General features: G+C 39.4%; 24 protein-coding genes. 22 read left to right on the top strand and 2 right to left on the bottom strand.

Translation table 11 applies throughout. The features are described 5' to 3' along the window. Positions 1-21 precede the first annotated feature (21 nt). From rplO to SAY88_RS15570, 20 genes are all read left to right on the top strand, one after another. Positions 22-462, top strand: coding sequence for a 50S ribosomal protein L15 (rplO, locus tag SAY88_RS15665; RefSeq protein ID WP_332632884.1), 441 nt, complete (start codon positions 22-24; stop codon positions 460-462). Then, entirely contained in the window at positions 462-1,754 is a 1,293-nt protein-coding gene (secY, locus tag SAY88_RS15660) for a preprotein translocase subunit SecY (protein ID WP_332632882.1), read from the top strand. The genes rplO and secY overlap by 1 nt, the downstream gene beginning before the upstream one ends. 75 nt (positions 1,755-1,829) lie before the next feature. Further along, positions 1,830-2,483 (top strand): adenylate kinase, encoded by a 654-nt coding sequence (locus SAY88_RS15655; protein WP_332632880.1) that lies wholly within the window; start codon positions 1,830-1,832, stop codon positions 2,481-2,483. Beyond that, a complete protein-coding gene (gene map / locus SAY88_RS15650; RefSeq protein ID WP_332632878.1) occupies positions 2,480-3,226 on the top strand; it encodes a type I methionyl aminopeptidase in 747 nt (248 codons plus the stop codon). Before SAY88_RS15655 ends, map begins: the two co-directional genes overlap by 4 nt. Before the next feature lie 18 nt (positions 3,227-3,244). Next, complete coding sequence (locus SAY88_RS15645) at positions 3,245-3,553, top strand: KOW domain-containing RNA-binding protein (RefSeq protein ID WP_332632876.1); 309 nt, start codon at positions 3,245-3,247, stop codon at positions 3,551-3,553. Between the two features lie 4 nt (positions 3,554-3,557). After that, positions 3,558-3,776 carry a translation initiation factor IF-1 gene (gene infA, locus SAY88_RS15640; protein WP_010896341.1) on the top strand — a complete coding sequence of 73 codons (219 nt, stop codon included), beginning with the start codon at positions 3,558-3,560 and terminating at the stop codon, positions 3,774-3,776. 99 nt (positions 3,777-3,875) lie between these two features. Further along, entirely contained in the window at positions 3,876-3,989 is a 114-nt protein-coding gene (rpmJ, locus tag SAY88_RS15635; protein ID WP_003322638.1) for a 50S ribosomal protein L36, read from the top strand. Between the two features lie 20 nt (positions 3,990-4,009). After that, a complete protein-coding gene (rpsM, locus tag SAY88_RS15630) occupies positions 4,010-4,375 on the top strand; it encodes a 30S ribosomal protein S13 (protein ID WP_250097942.1) in 366 nt (121 codons plus the stop codon). 20 nt (positions 4,376-4,395) lie between these two features. Further along, the gene (rpsK, locus tag SAY88_RS15625; RefSeq protein ID WP_034631459.1) at positions 4,396-4,788 is read left to right on the top strand and encodes a 30S ribosomal protein S11; all 393 of its coding nucleotides are present in this window, start codon (positions 4,396-4,398) and stop codon (positions 4,786-4,788) included. Positions 4,789-4,954: 166 nt separating this feature from the next. Next, on the top strand, positions 4,955-5,899 hold the full coding sequence (locus SAY88_RS15620) for a DNA-directed RNA polymerase subunit alpha (RefSeq protein ID WP_250097941.1): 945 nt from the start codon (positions 4,955-4,957) through the stop codon (positions 5,897-5,899). Between the two features lie 80 nt (positions 5,900-5,979). Next, the gene (gene rplQ / locus SAY88_RS15615) at positions 5,980-6,342 is read left to right on the top strand and encodes a 50S ribosomal protein L17 (RefSeq protein ID WP_034631456.1); all 363 of its coding nucleotides are present in this window, start codon (positions 5,980-5,982) and stop codon (positions 6,340-6,342) included. A 115-nt stretch (positions 6,343-6,457) separates the two neighbouring features. Further along, complete coding sequence (locus SAY88_RS15610) at positions 6,458-7,294, top strand: energy-coupling factor transporter ATPase (RefSeq protein ID WP_332632868.1); 837 nt, start codon at positions 6,458-6,460, stop codon at positions 7,292-7,294. After that, positions 7,270-8,136 (top strand): energy-coupling factor transporter ATPase, encoded by an 867-nt coding sequence (locus SAY88_RS15605; protein ID WP_332632867.1) that lies wholly within the window; start codon positions 7,270-7,272, stop codon positions 8,134-8,136. Before SAY88_RS15610 ends, SAY88_RS15605 begins: the two co-directional genes overlap by 25 nt. A gap of 4 nt (positions 8,137-8,140) precedes the next feature. After that, on the top strand, positions 8,141-8,941 hold the full coding sequence (locus SAY88_RS15600; RefSeq protein ID WP_332632865.1) for an energy-coupling factor transporter transmembrane component T family protein: 801 nt from the start codon (positions 8,141-8,143) through the stop codon (positions 8,939-8,941). 14 nt (positions 8,942-8,955) lie between these two features. Beyond that, positions 8,956-9,720: a tRNA pseudouridine(38-40) synthase TruA gene (gene truA, locus SAY88_RS15595; RefSeq protein WP_332632863.1), complete on the top strand. Its 765-nt coding sequence runs from the start codon at positions 8,956-8,958 to the stop codon at positions 9,718-9,720. A 198-nt stretch (positions 9,721-9,918) separates the two neighbouring features. Continuing rightward, positions 9,919-10,356, top strand: a complete 438-nt coding sequence (gene rplM / locus SAY88_RS15590; protein ID WP_034631444.1) for a 50S ribosomal protein L13 — start codon at positions 9,919-9,921, stop codon at positions 10,354-10,356. A gap of 19 nt (positions 10,357-10,375) precedes the next feature. Then, the gene (gene rpsI, locus SAY88_RS15585; protein ID WP_034631441.1) at positions 10,376-10,768 is read left to right on the top strand and encodes a 30S ribosomal protein S9; all 393 of its coding nucleotides are present in this window, start codon (positions 10,376-10,378) and stop codon (positions 10,766-10,768) included. A 357-nt stretch (positions 10,769-11,125) separates the two neighbouring features. After that, positions 11,126-11,560: a YbaK family protein gene (locus SAY88_RS15580; protein WP_332632860.1), complete on the top strand. Its 435-nt coding sequence runs from the start codon at positions 11,126-11,128 to the stop codon at positions 11,558-11,560. 316 nt (positions 11,561-11,876) lie between these two features. Continuing rightward, positions 11,877-12,602 (top strand): N-acetylmuramoyl-L-alanine amidase CwlD, encoded by a 726-nt coding sequence (gene cwlD, locus SAY88_RS15575; RefSeq protein ID WP_332632859.1) that lies wholly within the window; start codon positions 11,877-11,879, stop codon positions 12,600-12,602. Positions 12,603-12,681: 79 nt separating this feature from the next. After that, the gene (locus SAY88_RS15570; protein WP_332632940.1) at positions 12,682-13,734 is read left to right on the top strand and encodes an Mrp/NBP35 family ATP-binding protein; all 1,053 of its coding nucleotides are present in this window, start codon (positions 12,682-12,684) and stop codon (positions 13,732-13,734) included. Between the two features lie 84 nt (positions 13,735-13,818). Here the strand turns inward: SAY88_RS15570 and gerD are convergent, their stop codons facing one another. After that, positions 13,819-14,442 carry a spore germination lipoprotein GerD gene (gene gerD, locus SAY88_RS15565; RefSeq protein ID WP_332632857.1) on the bottom strand — a complete coding sequence of 208 codons (624 nt, stop codon included), beginning with the start codon at positions 14,440-14,442 and terminating at the stop codon, positions 13,819-13,821. 144 nt (positions 14,443-14,586) lie between these two features. On the opposite strand from gerD, the gene SAY88_RS15560 reads away from it, so the two are divergent. Then, a complete protein-coding gene (locus SAY88_RS15560; RefSeq protein WP_332632855.1) occupies positions 14,587-15,177 on the top strand; it encodes a KinB-signaling pathway activation protein in 591 nt (196 codons plus the stop codon). A 55-nt stretch (positions 15,178-15,232) separates the two neighbouring features. On the opposite strand, the gene pdaB is transcribed toward SAY88_RS15560, so the two are convergent. Then, a complete protein-coding gene (gene pdaB / locus SAY88_RS15555) occupies positions 15,233-15,994 on the bottom strand; it encodes a polysaccharide deacetylase family sporulation protein PdaB (RefSeq protein WP_332632853.1) in 762 nt (253 codons plus the stop codon). A 162-nt stretch (positions 15,995-16,156) separates the two neighbouring features. On the opposite strand from pdaB, the gene SAY88_RS15550 reads away from it, so the two are divergent. After that, the gene (locus SAY88_RS15550; protein WP_250097930.1) at positions 16,157-16,378 is read left to right on the top strand and encodes a hypothetical protein; all 222 of its coding nucleotides are present in this window, start codon (positions 16,157-16,159) and stop codon (positions 16,376-16,378) included. Positions 16,379-16,742 lie beyond the last annotated feature (364 nt).

Genomic DNA, 16,742 nt, shown 5'->3' with positions numbered 1-16,742 from the left:
TAAATACGAGGAGGTGTCGACATGAAACTTCATGAGTTGAAACCTGCAGAAGGATCACGTAAAGTTCGTAACCGTGTAGGTCGCGGAATCGGTTCTGGAAACGGTAAGACAGCAGGAAAAGGACATAAAGGACAAAACGCTCGTTCGGGCGGTGGAGTACGTCCTGGTTTTGAGGGTGGTCAAAACCCTTTATACCGTCGTCTACCGAAACGTGGGTTCACAAACCCAACTCGTAAGGAGTACACAGTAGTTAACCTTGATACACTTAATCGCTTTGATGCGGGTACTGAGGTAACACCTGAACTTCTTATTGAATCGGGTACAGTGAAAAACGTAAAGGTTGGTATCAAGGTTCTAGGTAATGGAAATCTTGAGAAAAACTTAACTGTTAAAGCACATAAGTTCTCAGCGTCTGCAGTAGAAGCGATCGAAGCTGCTGGCGGTAAAACTGAGGTGATTTAATGTTCCGGACTATCTCCAACATTATGCGCGTGGGTGATTTACGCCAAAAGGTGATTTTCACCCTCCTTATGCTCATTGTCTTTCGTATCGGAAGTTTTATTCCTGTTCCAGGAGCGAACAAGGATGTACTGAATTTTCACGATCAAGCGAATGCATTTGGGTTTTTGAATACGTTTGGTGGTGGAGCTTTAGGGAACTTTTCGATTTTCGCAATGGGTATTATGCCATATATCACTGCATCGATTGTTGTGCAGTTATTACAAATGGATGTCGTACCTAAATTTGCTGAATGGGCGAAAGAAGGGGAAGCTGGTCGACGTAAATTAGCTCAGTTTACCCGTTATGGAACAATCGTGTTAGGTTTTATTCAAGCATTAGGAATGTCTATTGGTTTTAACTCCTTATTTCCAGGTTTAATTCCTAATCCTAGTGTTCCAACTTATCTTTTTATTGCTTTAGTGTTAACAGCAGGTACTGCTTTCTTAATGTGGTTAGGCGAACAGATTACAGCTAAGGGTGTAGGTAACGGAATTTCAATTATAATCTTTGCAGGTATTGCTGCTGGGATTCCTAATGGAATTAACCAAATCTACGCTACTCAAATTGAAGGTGCTGGAGAGCAACTTTTCCTAAGTGTTGTTACCGTCCTTCTTATTGCACTTGCTGTATTAGCAATCGTCGTGGTTGTTATCTTCGTTCAACAAGCATTAAGGAAAGTACCAGTGCAATACGCTAAGCGTCTAGTAGGGCGTAGTCCTGTAGGCGGCCAGTCTACACATTTACCGTTAAAAGTAAATGCTGCAGGTGTTATTCCGGTTATCTTTGCACTTTCTTTGTTTATCTTTCCACCAACCGTTGCTGGCTTCTTTGGAACTGATAATCAGATTGCTGCATGGGTAACAAGAGTTTTTGATTATACTCAACCAATTGGTATGGTCGTTTATGCACTTCTTATCATTGGATTTACGTATTTCTATACGTTTATCCAAGTTAATCCGGAAAAAATGGCTGACAACCTCAAAAAGCAAGGTGGGTATATCCCAGGCATTCGTCCCGGTAAGACAACACAGACTTACTTAACACGTATTTTATATCGATTAACGTTTGTTGGTGCACTCTTTCTTGCTATTGTTTCCATTATTCCTGTATTCTTCACTAGATTGATGGATTTACCACCTGCTGTACAGATTGGTGGTACTGGATTATTAATCGTTGTTGGTGTAGCATTAGACACGATGAAGCAAATTGAAAGTCAGCTAATTAAACGTTCATATAAAGGGTTTATTAAGTAATAAGGGGATCTGGGAAGTAAGTTTTCTTCCCGTTCGCCTTCTGTTGTTAAATCGGAGCGATGGAGGGAGATTGGAATGAATCTAATTTTAATGGGACTACCTGGTGCTGGTAAAGGCACACAAGCTGAGAGAATTGTTAAGGAGTACGGAATTCCTCATATTTCTACGGGCGATATGTTTCGCGCTGCGATTAAGGGTGAAACCGAACTTGGGTTAAAAGCTAAATCTTTCATGGATGCTGGCGAACTTGTACCTGATGAAGTAACTATCGGGATTGTAAGAGATCGTTTAGCAGAAGAAGACTGCCAAAATGGCTTCTTGTTAGACGGATTTCCACGTACAGTTGCTCAAGCAGAAGCGTTAGAAGAGTTATTAGAATCTCTTGGACGTAAGATTGATTTTGTCTTAAACGTTGATGTTCCTGAACAACTTTTAATGGATCGTTTAACTGGGCGTCGTGTTTCTCCTACTTCTGGTAGAACTTATCATGTCATTTTCAATCCACCTAAAGTGGAAGGGATTTGTGATGTTGACGGAAAAGAATTAGTTCAACGTGATGATGACAAGCCAGAAACAGTGAAAAAGCGTCTTGAAGTAAACCAAAAGCAAGCAAAGCCTTTAGTAGATTTCTACACAGAAAAAGGCTACCTGCGTGATATAAATGGTGATCAAGATATAGATAAAGTATTTGAGGATATTGATCAGCTGTTGAAAGGACTTCATGCATGATCATTTGTAAGACGGAAAGAGAAATTGAAATCATGCGCGAAGCTGGAAAGATTGTTGCTTTAACGCATCAAGCGTTAAAAGAACATATTCAGCCTGGCATATCTACAAAAGAGTTGGATGAGATTGCTGAAAAGTTGATTCGATCACACGGAGCAACTCCCTCATTCAAAGGTTATAATGGGTTTACAGGCAGCATCTGTGCTTCGGTAAATGAGGAACTAGTACACGGTATTCCTGGGAAGAGAGTGCTTAAAGATGGAGATGTCATTAGCGTTGACATCGGAGCTTATTATAATGGTTATCACGGTGATTCAGCATGGACATATGCAGTAGGCGAGATTTCTAAAAAAAATCAAGAACTGTTAGATGTTACAGAAGCTTCTCTTTTTAAAGGTTTAGAGTTTGCTAAACCAGGGAATCGACTGTCAGATATCTCACATGCGATTCAATCGTATGCAGAACCATTAGGATATTCGATTGTTCGTGAGTATGTTGGACACGGTGTTGGGCAAGACTTGCATGAGGACCCTCAAATTCCTCATTATGGTCCGCCAGGCAAGGGTCCAAGACTCAAACCAGGAATGGTTTTGGCTATTGAACCGATGATTAATGCTGGTACACGCTATGTACGTACTCTTTCTGATAACTGGACAGTTGTGACTGTTGACGGAAAGAATTGCGCACACTTTGAGCATACAATTGCTATTACGGATTCAGGTTTTGAAATCTTAACGAAAGCTTAAATGTAGGTGATGATGTCTATGCAAGACTCTGGTTCTTCTCCGGAGATTGGTCAGATCGTTTTGATTACGAAAGGACGTGATCAAGGTCAGTTAGGGGTTATCGTTGAACTAATTGATGATCGCTTTGTGAAAATTGCAGATGGCGACAGACGAAAAGTTGACCGAATGAAGAAAAAGAACATGAATCACCTAGAGTTACTTGATTACATTGCTGATGAAGTGAAGAACAGTTTTGTTGAAACAGGACGTGTTACTAATGGAAAGTTACGTTATGCGATAACGAATTTCTTAGAGCATCATTCTGATTTACTGAAGGAAGGAGAGTGAGCCCATGGCTAAAGAAGATGTTATTGAGGTAGAAGGTACAGTAATTGAACCTCTTCCAAATGCAATGTTTCGTGTTGAATTAGAAAATGGTCATAAGATTCTTGCCCACGTTTCTGGAAAGATTCGTATGCATTTCATTCGAATTCTACCTGGTGATAAGGTGACTGTCGAACTATCTCCTTATGATTTAACACGTGGACGAATCACATATCGATACAAATAATACGTTGCGAGAGCGACTAGCATGATAATCATTGATTGTCCTGCTTAAATCTGATTAGTTGTAATCAGAGCACTCCGTACCATATAGGAGGTAAAAAAAATGAAGGTAAGACCATCAGTCAAGCCTATTTGTGAAAAGTGTAAAGTTATCCGTCGTAAAGGGACGGTAATGGTTATTTGTGAAAACCCTAAGCATAAGCAAAAACAAGGCTAATTAACAAGGAGGTGCTGCACATGGCACGTGTTGCAGGCGTCGATATTCCTCGTGATAAACGCGTAGTAATTTCACTTACGTATGTATACGGGATCGGCAAAGCTAAGTCGTCTGAAATTCTAGCGAAAGCAGGTGTATCTGAAGATACTCGCGTTCGTGATTTAACAGAAGAAGAATTAGGACGCATTCGTGAAGCAGTTGAAGGCTACAGAGTAGAAGGTGACCTTCGTCGTGAAGTTTCACTAAACATTAAACGTCTAATTGAAATTGGTTCATATCGTGGTATTCGCCACCGTCGTGGTTTACCTGTTCGTGGACAAAATTCTAAAAACAATGCTCGTACGCGTAAAGGTCCTCGTCGTACAGTAGCAAATAAGAAAAAGTAGTAAAGGAGGTCGCATAAAAAATGGCTAAGAAAACGAATACTCGTCCAAAGCGTCGTCAACGTAAAAATGTTGAAGCTGGAGTTGCTCACATTCGTTCAACATTCAACAATACGATCGTGACAATTACAGATACGCATGGTAATACAATTTCTTGGGCTAGTGCTGGTGGATTAGGATTCAAAGGTTCTCGTAAGTCAACTCCATTCGCTGCTCAAATGGCAGCTGAAACTGCTGGTAAAACAGCAATGGAGCATGGCATGAAGACTATCGAGGTTTCTGTTAAGGGACCTGGTGCTGGTCGTGAAGCGGCAATCCGTTCTTTACAAGCTGTTGGACTTGAAGTTAACATGATCAAAGATGTTACTCCAGTACCTCACAACGGTTGTCGCCCACCAAAACGTCGTAGAGTATAACGGAAAAAATCTTTGTATAGATTTTCCTGACTTTGTCAATACTGGATAGAGCGATAACAGTCCTGTTGGCAAAATTGGTGTAAGCTTAGGAATTGCCTGCTGGTTATCCGGTAAGGCAATCCTTGCAGTCTACCGGAGTTCGACGTTTTGAAGGAGGGTTTGTTTAATGATAGAAATTGAGAAGCCAAATATTGAAGCGGTTGAAGTAAGTGAAGACGCAAAGTATGGGAAGTTTGTGATAGAACCATTAGAACGTGGGTATGGTACTACGCTAGGTAACTCCTTACGTCGTATTCTTCTCTCCTCTTTACCAGGCGCTGCTGTAACATCTGTTCAAATTGATTCTGTATTACATGAATTCTCTACAATCGAAGGTGTTGTAGAAGATGTAACGACAATCATTTTGAATCTAAAGAAGCTTGCTCTTAAAATCTATTCTGATGAAGAGAAGACCCTTGAAATCGACATCCAAGGTGAGGGTGTCGTAACAGCAAATGATTTAACACATGACAGTGATGTGGAAGTTCTAAATCCTGATCTGCACATTGCAACACTTGCACAAGGTGCACATCTTCGTATGAGACTTGTAGCAAAACGTGGTCGTGGTTATGTTCTTGCTGAGGGCAATAAGAATGACGATCAACCAATTGGAGTACTTCCTATTGATTCGATTTACACACCTGTTTCACGTGTGAATTATCAAGTTGAGAATACACGCGTCGGTCAAGTAACCAACTATGACAAACTAACTCTTGATGTCTGGACTGACGGAAGCATCCGTCCTGAAGAAGCTGTTTCTTTAGGTGCTAAGATCTTAACTGAGCATTTAAACATTTTTGTTGGAATGACGGACCAAGCACAAAATGCTGAAATTATGGTTGAAAAAGAAGAAGATCAGAAGGAGAAAGTTCTTGAAATGACAATTGAAGAACTTGATCTATCGGTTCGTTCTTATAACTGTTTGAAGCGTGCTGGTATTAATACGGTTCAAGAATTAACTCATAAGTCTGAAGAAGACATGATGAAAGTTCGTAATCTTGGTCGTAAGTCATTAGAAGAAGTTCAAGAGAAGCTTGGAGAGCTAGGACTCGGTCTTCGTAAAGAAGAATAGTACTACCCCTCAACTTTTCTATTACGTTTTATATAGTGTTGCTCGTGCATTCGAGCAGGTAACAAAGGAGGGAAACGAACATGGCATACGCAAAATTAGGTCGTGATAGCGCTGGTCGTAAGGCTCTATTCCGTGATTTAGCAACTGATCTTATCATTAACGAGCGTATCGAAACAACTGAAGCGAAAGCGAAAGAGCTTCGTTCAATCGTTGAGAAAATGATTACACTTGGTAAGCGTGGAGATTTACACGCACGTCGTCAAGCTGCTGCTTTCATCCGTAGAGAAGTAGCAAATGAAGAGACTGGCGAAGACGCTATCCAAAAACTTTTCTCTGATATTGCAACTCGTTATGAAGAGCGTCAAGGTGGTTATACACGTATCCTTAAAATGGGTCCTCGTCGTGGTGACGGTGCACCTATGGTTATTATCGAGCTTGTATAATTGAATTGATACATGAGTGAATAGATGAGGCGACAAAGGGCAAATCAGATCTGAGCACGTATGCTCTGACTCTGGGCCCTTTTTTGTTTGCTCATTTTTCTAAGAGGGTGAAGATGTGTCCGCTTTAATTTCTTTAGATAAAGTCACTTTTCAGTATGAATATGCTAATGATTACGCAATAAAGGATCTTTCTGTCAGTATTGAGGCTAATGAATGGGTAGCTATACTTGGTCGGAATGGATCAGGTAAATCAACCTTTGGTAGGCTTCTAAACGGATTACACCTACCTACGAAAGGTACGGTGATGGTCTCTGGCTTGTCTACTAAAAACGAAAGTGACATTTGGTCAATTCGTAATGTAGTAGGGATGGTTTTTCAAAATCCTGATCATCAATTCGTAGCCACGACCGTAAGAGATGACATAGCTTTTGGGTTAGAAAACTTAGGCGTGAGTCGTGAAATTATGGAAGAGAGAATCACAAAGTACGCCTCACTAGTCGGAATCTCTCATCTTCTTGAAGCTGAACCGCATCGTTTATCTGGTGGTCAAAAACAACGAGTTGCCATTGCAGGGATTATGGCTTTGGAGCCAGAAGTGATTGTCTTTGACGAAGCGACATCCATGCTTGATCCGATTGGCAGAAAAGAAGTGATGGAAACAATTCAAATGCTGCACCAAAGAGGGGTCACGATTATTTCTATTACGCACGACATGGATGAAGCAGTGCTGGCTAGTCGGTTGCTTCTCTTTCATGAGGGTAGGCTGGTATTAGAAGGGCGCCCAGAAGAATTATTTTCTAAAAAAGAAAGATTAAAAGAGTTAGGATTATCTCTTCCTTTTTCGGTTGAATTGCAGCGTGAGCTTGAAGAAGAAGGAATTACTTTACGAAAGACATGCCTGAGTGAAAGTGAGCTGATGAATGAGTTATGGACATTGTATTTAGCGAAGTAGAATTTCGCTATATGAAAGGGACACCTTTTGAAAAGGTAGCGCTCAAAAATTTTTCTGTAACCATTCCGTCAGGCTCATTTACCGCTGTAATCGGCCATACTGGCTCTGGTAAGTCAACGTTTATCCAACATATTAATGGATTGTTACGTCCTAGTGCTGGCTCGGTTAAGGTTGGTAAATATGAGTTGAAAGCTGGCGAGAAGAAAGTAAATTTAAAAGGATTGAGGAAACGTGTAGGGTTAGTTTTTCAATACCCAGAGCATCAACTATTTGAAGAGACGGTAGAAAAAGATATTTGCTTTGGCCCTATTAACTTCGGATTACCTAAAGAGAAGGCAATCAGGCGAGCGAAGGAGCTTCTTCCACTCGTTGGACTAAGAGAAGACATTCTATCAACCTCTCCCTTTCAATTAAGCGGTGGTCAAATGCGCAGAGTTGCGATTGCGGGAGTGCTAGCTGTTCAACCATCGGTGCTTGTGTTAGATGAACCTGCTGCAAGTCTTGATCCAGAGGGCCGGGATCAAATGATGAAGCTGTTTTATGATTATCATAAAACAAACGAAACAACGACCGTTCTGGTCACCCATCATATGGAGGATGCGGCTAAGTATGCAGATCAAATTATAGTGCTGCATAATGGATCCATTGAAATGGTAGGGGGGCGAGAACTTATTTTTGAGCAAGCGACAAGATTGCATGAAATTGGCCTCGACTTGCCTAAATCTGTCCGTTTTCTCCAAAGCATAAAAGAGAAGTTTGGCTTAGATGAGGTACCTATGCATTTTGATACAAAAGGCACTTCTCATTTCTTAGGAAATTTAATTAAGCATAAAGGGGAGTAGATCAATGTTACAAAATGTCATCATTGGACAATATGTATCTACTTCTTCGATTTTACATCGTCTAGATCCACGGTCAAAGTTAGTTAGTGTTTTTTTATTAGTTCTCATTATCTTTCTTGCGAATAATTGGCTAACAAATATATTAATTATTTTATTTACAATTGGTATGGTAACTTTATCACGTGTACCGCTTTCGTTTATATATAAAGGGATTCGGCCAATTCTTTGGCTAGTTTTGTTCACTTTTATTCTTCATCTCTTTCTAACAAGAGAAGGAGAAGTGCTTTTCCGAATAGGCTTTTTTACTCTTTATGAGGAAGCACTAAGACAAGGGGTTACAATTGCTATTCGTTTAATAACGATTATTTTGCTTACTTCACTCGTAACGCTGACAACAAGGCCGATTGATCTTACAGATGGGCTCGAAAGCTTATTTAGCCCATTAAAGAAAATTCGTTTACCTGCTCATGAGCTAGCTCTTATGATGTCAATCGCTTTACGATTTATTCCAACCTTTATGCAGGAAACGGAAAAAATTATGAAAGCTCAGATGGCAAGGGGAGTTGATTTCACCTCGGGTCCTATTGGTCAACGAATTAAGGCTTTACTGCCGTTATTAGTTCCTTTGTTTATTAGTGCCTTTAATCGGGCGGAGGACTTAGCTCTTGCTATGGAGTCACGTGGCTATCGTGGAGGCGAGGGGCGTACCAAGTATAGAGTACTTCTTTGGAATTGGAGAGATACAATAGCTTTCCTCTTTTGTGTTAGCTTTGGTATAGTAATCATTTTGTTGCGTTTCATATGAAAGGGAGGATGAAGGTGAAGCGAGTTGCTATATGGGTCACATACGAAGGTACAAGCTTTTCAGGTTATCAAGTGCAGCCTAATAGTCGAACCGTACAGGAAGAAATAGAGAGGGCAGTTTCTCGAATTCATAAGGGCGAACAGATCCGTATTCATTCATCTGGTCGCACAGACACCGGCGTGCATGCAAGAGGACAGGTCGTTCATTTTGATTCAACATTAGCCATCCCTGCTGATCGTTGGCCTAAAGCGTTAAATGCTTGTCTTCCAGATGATATTCGTGTTATAGAAGCTAGTTATGTCGCTTCGGACTTTCATTCTCGCTATCATGCAGTAAAGAAGGAATATCGCTATCGTGTTTTACTTGGGCAAGAAGGCGATGTGTTCAGACGGAATGTAACTTATCATGTACCGTATCAGGTCTCAATCTCACAGATGCAGAAGGCAGCTCAAACGCTTATTGGGACACATAACTTTTCGTCTTTTTGTGCCGCTAATACAAGTGTAGTAGACAAAGTGCGGACGTTATTTGCTATTTCCATTGAGCAAGACCATGATGAACTCGTCTTTAAGTTGGTTGGAAGTGGTTTTTTGTACAACATGGTTCGAATTATTGTGGGAACTTTGTTAGAAATTGGTGCAGGGAAACGAGAAGTGAACGATCTTGCTTCCATTCTTGCTGCAAAAGACAGGACAATTGCAGGAAAAACAGCTCCTGGATCTGGACTATTCCTCTGGAAAGTATCCTACGCAGAGCCTATTTTTAGTGAATTATATTAGTCTTATAAAAAAATCATATAACAACGATGCCTAGTGTAACATTTTGTTGACATTGGGTTTTGAATATTATATGATGTTAGATGGTAATTCCAAAACCCACTAGCCCCGGGTTCGGAATGTTACATTAGACATTGGTTTTAACATTTTAGATTTTATTTTGAAAATACGAAAGTGATCGTTTCTTTAGGAGGGAAATTCATGCGTACAACATATATGGCAAAGCCAAACGAAGTTGAGCGTAAGTGGTATGTAGTAGACGCTGAAGGTCAAACGCTTGGTCGTTTAGCTTCAGAAGTTGCTTCTATCCTACGTGGTAAGAACAAACCAACTTTTACTCCTCACGTTGACACTGGTGATCATGTAATCATCATTAACGCTGAGAAAATTGAACTAACAGGTAACAAATTAAATGACAAGATTTACTACCGTCATACAAATCACCCAGGTGGTTTAAAAGCAACGAAAGCAGCTGATATGCGTGCTAACAAGCCTGAGCGTATGCTTGAGCTTGCAATCAAAGGAATGCTTCCAAAGAACACTCTTGGACGCGCACAAGGCATGAAGCTTCATGTATATGCAGGACCAGAACACAAACATCAAGCTCAAAAACCAGAAGCTTACACGCTTCGTGGTTAATCGATAGGAGGGTATTATTTTGGCACAAGTACAATATTATGGTACAGGTCGCCGTAAGCACTCTGTTGCTCGCGTTCGCCTTTTACCAGGTGATGGCCGTATCGTTATTAACGGTCGCGAATTAGATGAATACTTCAATCTTGAAACTTTAAAGCTTATTGTTAAACAACCACTTGTTGAGGTTGGCGTAGAAGGTCAATACGACGTTCACGTTAATGTAGATGGTGGTGGTTACACAGGACAAGCGGGCGCTATCCGTCATGGTGTTGCTCGTGCTCTACTTCAAGTAGATCCTGACAACCGTCCTGCTCTTAAAACTGCAGGTTTCTTAACTCGTGATGCACGTGCGAAAGAGCGTAAGAAATACGGTCTTAAAGCAGCACGTCGTGCACCTCAGTTCTCAAAACGTTAATATACTTGCGTTTGAAAGGCTCTCATCTGTTTGGATGGGGGTCTTTTTTGTACTTGTTATTTTTTACAAGTAGGATCAATTTCATTGTACAAATTATGTGTAACATTTTAACTCATTAGGATAGTTTATTCGATAAGTGGACTTATTATGTCTGAGGAAGTTGACCAAAGGAAATGCAATGTGTTTATTTCGTAAAGGAGAGAGGATAATTTACTGAAATTAGATAGGTTCTATATTGAATTAATGATTCTAAATTATCAAACACTTGGACAATATCGACAGTATTTCCACTGCATGCTCCTAGTTTTCCTCCTCATACTAATAAGAAAGAAAATGAAATGAAAGGAGCGGAGGGTGATGACCGTAACTTTGCTTTCAGAAAAACGAAGGGAAAAGCAATGGAAATTTGAACGAAGCGTACTTCGAAGTCTTTCGTTGAAAAAGCTTCGAGCGAATGTTGAAGACCATTTTAAGTCTGTTGTCCCTTTTCATTTTCTTTCTCACCCTTTTTTATTAGACCCATGTATGGATATGGCTATTGATGCTTATTTGTTAGGAGCTGAATACGGTAAGTTTGGCTATTTAGGTGAATCCATTGTACACGTAAAGCGAAGATGTGATGATGATGTTACAGAAATAACCCATTGTATTTTTAATCTTCTCCAAGGTTGGTTAATTGAATCTGATTATTTGCTTGATTCCTTACAGGTTGCCACTGAAGCCTTTGTAGATCATTGGTGGACAAAAGGTTTTATTGAAGGAGAGAAAAGATACCGCTTGAGGTTGCATTAATAAATGATATTTTCTTTATAACCATGCATGACTTGCCACTGCTTTAAGAGGAATACAAAGATAGAGAAAAACATGAAGCACTGAAAAAGTTCTTGAAATTACTCAAGGAAGTTGCAATGGCTCCACATGTTGCGCGTCAGCTATGGGAAATCCACTCATAGCTGGCTTTAAAAAATTACAAAGGTTCGGCTCATTGCGTAGAAGGCACTGAAAATGGGGAAACCACCCTTTTTTTAGTGCCTTTAAAAACATACTTTTTGTATTCCTCTTTCATATTCTGTCCCTTGTCCCAATATATATAAATGGACGAGGAGGGATGGTAGTGAATTTGGTAAAGTGGTTAAAAGGTGCGGCCTTTGCTCTAGGTGTAGTCAGTTTGTTATTTATTATTCAATATCAATTTGTAAGTAATGATTCATGGTCTACTTGGAACTTGCCGTTGTCAGGGAAAATCATAGTAGTTGATCCAGGGCATGGAGGAATTGATGGTGGGGCTGTTTCAAAAAGTGGAATTCTTGAAAAGGATGTTACGTTATTAATAAGCGAGCAGCTTAGAGATTATTTACAAGAAGCTGGAGCGCTTGTGTTAATGACGAGGGAAGACGATCATGATTTAGCAAATGCAGATACGAAAAAGGTAAGACAAAGGAAAAATGAAGATTTAAAACGGCGTGCAGAAATTGTAAATGATTCAGATGCTGATATGTTTGTAAGTCTTCATTTAAATGCAATTCCTTCGCCTAGATGGAGTGGTGCACAGACGTTCTATAACCGAGCGATTCCAGAAAACGAGCGCCTAGCTAAACTCGTCCAAGATGAAGTGATTCGTAATTTAGAAAATACGACAAGGCAAGCAAAGCCGATTCACAACGTTTATTTAATAAAACAAGCTTCAATCCCTGGTGTTTTAATTGAAGCTGGGTTTTTATCGAATCCAACGGAAGCGGAGTTACTAAATACAGAGGAATATCAACAGAAGGTTGCAGCATCGATCTATCAAGGGATCTTACGTTATTATACAGATGAAAAAGTTCCGGAATAACAATGTGGAACCGGATTCACGTACTCCTTTACTCCTGTGCTATACTAGGTGTATAACTGGAAAAAGGAAGGTGTCCGTATTGGTATCAGAAGCAGCAGTCATCGAAGCATTAAAGCGAGTAAAAGATCGAGACTTAAATAAAAATCTTGTCGAAACGGGTGGCATCCGCGAAATAAAGGTAAAAGAAGGTAATGTCAGTTTAAAAATTGCTTTGGCAAAAACAGGAACTGCTGAACAAATGGAAGTGCAGCAAGAGATCGTTAATGTTGTAAAGGGAGAAGGAGCTACTTCAGTAGGTCTTAGATTTGAAGAGCTATCAGATGAGGAGCTTCAAAAGTTAGGGGGCGTGAATGAACCTGCTTTTTTAGGTCCTCAAATTTTAGCGCCTAATAGCAAAACAACATTTATTGCCGTAACTAGCGGAAAAGGCGGAGTAGGAAAATCTACGGTTTCAGTGAACCTAGCTACGACGCTTGCCCGTCTAGGTAAAAAAGTGGGAATCATAGATGCTGATATTTACGGTTTTAGTGTACCTGATATGATGGGAATTGAAGAGCGTCCGAAAGTGATTGCCGATCGAATCTATCCTGTTGAGCGTTTCGATGTAAAAGTCATTTCAATGGGATTTTTTGTTGAAGATAATGCTCCTGTTATCTGGAGAGGACCAATGCTTGGAAAGATGTTAAATCAATTCTTTACGGAAGTAGAATGGGGAGATTTAGATTATTTAGTATTAGACTTGCCGCCTGGAACAGGTGATGTAGCATTAGATCTTCATACGATGCTTCCGCATTCAAAAGAGATACTTGTAACTACTCCTCATGCTACAGCGGCATTTGTTGCAGCTCGGGCAGGAACAATGGCGATTAAAACACATCATGAAATTTTAGGTGTTGTTGAAAATATGGCTTACTTTGAAAGTCGTGTAACAGGTGAAAAAGAGTATGTCTTTGGTACGGGTGGAGGCGAAAGGCTAACTGAGGAATTAAAGACTGACTTATTAGGACAAATTCCTTTAGGACAGCCAGAGATTAATAAAGATGACTTTGCTCCATCAGTCTATGCTGCGGATCATCCAATTGGACAAATTTATGAACAGATTTCTAAAAGAGTGATTGAAAAAACAAGCTAAAAAAGCCCAATTTGGGCTTTTTTTGTTGGTTAGTGATTAAGCCGTGTTTAATTTTGTTTCATGGGGGAAGGGTTTATTCAGAAATTAGTTACCCCCTCCACCGCCACCACCTTCTTGACCGCCACCACCGCCTTCAGCAGGCTGGTCTTGTTTTTCCATTTGTTGCTCGGCCACTTTGGTAAGAATTTCATTTATCTTCGCTGTGAAATAAGGGCTCTCAAAAGACTCTGACATGATAGCCATAACTTGTGTACGATACTCCTTGGATTTCATTGTTTCTAAAAAGGCGGCTTCCATTTCTGGATCTTGCAGCACAGTAATCATCATGGTTTGGTATTCAGGATCTTTCATTAAACTTTTAAGCATCTTTTCATTTTCTGTTTGCATGCTTTCTGCGAATGTTTGTGCAAACTCAGGATCTTTCATTACTTCTTGCCAAAAGGTTTTCCCTTCTTCAGACGTAAGCGTTGTTTGTATTGTTTCTTTTACAAAAGCTGTATCCATAACAATTTCTTTTTTTACTTCTTCATCTGCTAAAACTTCTTGAACTGCTTTTTTTCCTTCATCGGTCTGCAGCATATCAACCATCATTTTTTTTGTGGTGTCGTAGTCAGGACTGTTATTGCCGCCACTATTGTCAGCTGCTGCGCAACTAGCTAGAGTTACTAGAAGGAAACTAATTACAATTACAGATAAAGTTTGTCTCATGCTGTGCAGCTCCTTTCGGTCATTTTGTCATTAATTTGAGATATTTGTCACTCAATTATTCATGACAAACAGAGAAGTTCTAGCATTTTTTTTAGGAGATTGTTACAATCATGTAAGCATAATTGAATATTGGGGGATTTGTCTGTGAACAGTCGAAAAGTTGTTTACTTGTTTTTTTCCACTCTTTTAGTTGGTAGTATTAGTGGTGCAATTGTTGGATTTGTATTGGATTTCCACGTATATACAGAAGGTTCGTTTTTGAATTTATTTTTCGGACTAATATGGCTACTTGGTATTTGTGCAGCCTTTAGTCTAATTAGTCAAATGGGTTTCTTTGCGTATTTAACACTTCATCGTTTTGGTCTTGCATTATTTAGATCACAGAAGCTTTGGAATTATGTACAAGTGATTCTTGTCGGTTTTGTTGTGTTCGATTTAATTTATTTCCGATACATTGCGTTTGCTGAACCAGGTGAAACGATCTTTCACTATATGATCATGCCAATCTTGTTACTCATCTACGGACTCTTGGTTGCTTATTTAAAGGCCAAAGATACAAACCAAGGTGCGTTTATCCCTGCTTTATTCTTTATTGTTGTCGTTACCTCTATTGAATGGGTTCCGGCATTAACGGTAAATGACCCTAAATGGTTATGGCTCTATTTTACTCCTTTAATTACAGCAAATACATGGCAGCTCTTAACACTGCATCGTTTGACAAAAAAAGAAAATTAGTAGAATTTAATCGAAAGAGGGCACTCTGTGTTATACAGGGTGCCCTCTTACTTTTTTATTTGATTTCTTCGTTTTCTGATATTGTACTTGCTATTAAATCTTCAACTGTAGTGAAGGAAAATCCTTTGCCTCGAAGTTGATCAATGACAATAGGTAGAGCTTTGTGCGTTTGTTTGACTGAATCAGATGCATGAAACAAAATGACGTCACCAGATCCTGTTTTAGGTACTACTGCATTCACAATCGCATCAACTCCAGGATTTTGGTAGTCTTTTGAGTTAACACTCCAGTGAACAACGCTATAACCTTGTTTATCAGCCAAGTTTAATATACGCTTGTCAAATGAACCATTTGGAGGACGCAAAAGCGTAGGTTTGTCCCCAGTAAGATCAGATAAAATTTGAGTACTCTGATTGATATCTTTTCTTATTTTTTCATCTTCCCAACTTGTATAGTCTTTATATTGATAACCGTGGCTCCCAATTGTGTGGCCTCTTTCTTTAATCTCTTTTACAACATCAGGGTAGCGTTCTGCCCAGGAAGCAGAAACAAAAAAGTTTGCATGATCTACTTCTTTTTGGTCTAGAATGTCTAAAATCGGGCCAATACGATTTTCTCCCCAGCTAATGTTAAACGTTAGCGCTACTTGCTTATCATCAGTCTCGGCCTTATAAAAAGCTTGCGGTCCATCTGGGGTAGAGAAGACGGCTATTTGAGAACGTTCTACATACAGTAAACCAGCCGTAAAAAAGGCAGCGATGATAATTAGTGATAATTGCTTAATTCGTTTGGCATGAAAGATCCAAAAGAAATTCATTTCTTACCCTCCTTGTCCATTGTTATGAACAATCTATGGTGTAAACATAGAAGATATGAATAAAATTGGAACAAATTGAAAACAATTTAAAAGAGTTTCTGAGAGAAGAACTGGAGATCATCAAGTAAAGAGATTGTTAGTCACAATAGTCGAGGTGGTTTAGTGTTAGGGGTTATTTTAAACGAAAAAGAGGTACAAGAAGTAGAATATATGTTAAAAAGAGAGATGGAAGAGTTACTGTTAGACCTATCTGATCCGCGGATTGATGATGTAGTAAAGCGTGCAATGGAGGAAAAGTACCAGATTGTTTTTAAAATCTATAAACGATTCGTACCTCCTAAGGAAACCATGAAATATGTTCTAAACAAACGCAGCACACAGTAATTTTTGTGTGCTGATTCTTATTGTTACGAGTTCGTGTAACTATATCAAAAAGGTGTGACTGTAGGAGATTTTAATTAATTTTCGTTTTAGTGTTGACTTGGTTATAGGCAGATGTTATATTATTTATTGCCGCAAATAGTTCTTAAAAAGTGGAGTTGACCACTGAATCTGTTTGTGTTATAGTAAGACAAGTCGCTAATGAGTGACATTTAGTTCTTTGAAAACTGAACAAAAGCCAAGCGAAATAGAGATATATGATATCTCGTTAATTTCTTAGTGGTTTTTTCAAATCACATAAAGTATCGTTAGCGATACATTTTGAGCTAATCAAACACTTTTATGGAGAGTTTGATCCTGGCTCAGG

It is taken from the genome of Halalkalibacter flavus, from assembly GCF_036663575.1.
GTDB lineage: Bacteria > Bacillota > Bacilli > Bacillales > Bacillaceae_D > Halalkalibacter > Halalkalibacter flavus.
This window is presented reverse-complemented; position numbering and strand designations above follow the sequence as displayed.

What these genes read in the sequence shown, in the direction of transcription:
- rplO (WP_332632884.1), top strand. Translation starts at nt 22, where the DNA reads ATGAAACTTCATGAGTTGAAACCTGCAGAAGGATCACGTAAAGTTCGT.
- SAY88_RS15655 (WP_332632880.1), top strand. Translation starts at nt 1,830, where the DNA reads ATGAATCTAATTTTAATGGGACTACCTGGTGCTGGTAAAGGCACACAA.
- pdaB (WP_332632853.1), bottom strand. Translation starts at nt 15,994, where the DNA reads ATGAATTTCTTTTGGATCTTTCATGCCAAACGAATTAAGCAATTATCA.
- rpsM (WP_250097942.1), top strand. Translation starts at nt 4,010, where the DNA reads ATGGCACGTGTTGCAGGCGTCGATATTCCTCGTGATAAACGCGTAGTA.
- rplM (WP_034631444.1), top strand. Translation starts at nt 9,919, where the DNA reads ATGCGTACAACATATATGGCAAAGCCAAACGAAGTTGAGCGTAAGTGG.
- SAY88_RS15645 (WP_332632876.1), top strand. Translation starts at nt 3,245, where the DNA reads ATGCAAGACTCTGGTTCTTCTCCGGAGATTGGTCAGATCGTTTTGATT.
- rpsK (WP_034631459.1), top strand. Translation starts at nt 4,396, where the DNA reads ATGGCTAAGAAAACGAATACTCGTCCAAAGCGTCGTCAACGTAAAAAT.
- gerD (WP_332632857.1), bottom strand. Translation starts at nt 14,442, where the DNA reads ATGAGACAAACTTTATCTGTAATTGTAATTAGTTTCCTTCTAGTAACT.
- cwlD (WP_332632859.1), top strand. Translation starts at nt 11,877, where the DNA reads ATGGTAGTGAATTTGGTAAAGTGGTTAAAAGGTGCGGCCTTTGCTCTA.
- SAY88_RS15580 (WP_332632860.1), top strand. Translation starts at nt 11,126, where the DNA reads ATGACCGTAACTTTGCTTTCAGAAAAACGAAGGGAAAAGCAATGGAAA.
- SAY88_RS15605 (WP_332632867.1), top strand. Translation starts at nt 7,270, where the DNA reads ATGGACATTGTATTTAGCGAAGTAGAATTTCGCTATATGAAAGGGACA.
- SAY88_RS15600 (WP_332632865.1), top strand. Translation starts at nt 8,141, where the DNA reads ATGTTACAAAATGTCATCATTGGACAATATGTATCTACTTCTTCGATT.
- rpmJ (WP_003322638.1), top strand. Translation starts at nt 3,876, where the DNA reads ATGAAGGTAAGACCATCAGTCAAGCCTATTTGTGAAAAGTGTAAAGTT.
- rplQ (WP_034631456.1), top strand. Translation starts at nt 5,980, where the DNA reads ATGGCATACGCAAAATTAGGTCGTGATAGCGCTGGTCGTAAGGCTCTA.
- secY (WP_332632882.1), top strand. Translation starts at nt 462, where the DNA reads ATGTTCCGGACTATCTCCAACATTATGCGCGTGGGTGATTTACGCCAA.
- map (WP_332632878.1), top strand. Translation starts at nt 2,480, where the DNA reads ATGATCATTTGTAAGACGGAAAGAGAAATTGAAATCATGCGCGAAGCT.
- SAY88_RS15620 (WP_250097941.1), top strand. Translation starts at nt 4,955, where the DNA reads ATGATAGAAATTGAGAAGCCAAATATTGAAGCGGTTGAAGTAAGTGAA.
- infA (WP_010896341.1), top strand. Translation starts at nt 3,558, where the DNA reads ATGGCTAAAGAAGATGTTATTGAGGTAGAAGGTACAGTAATTGAACCT.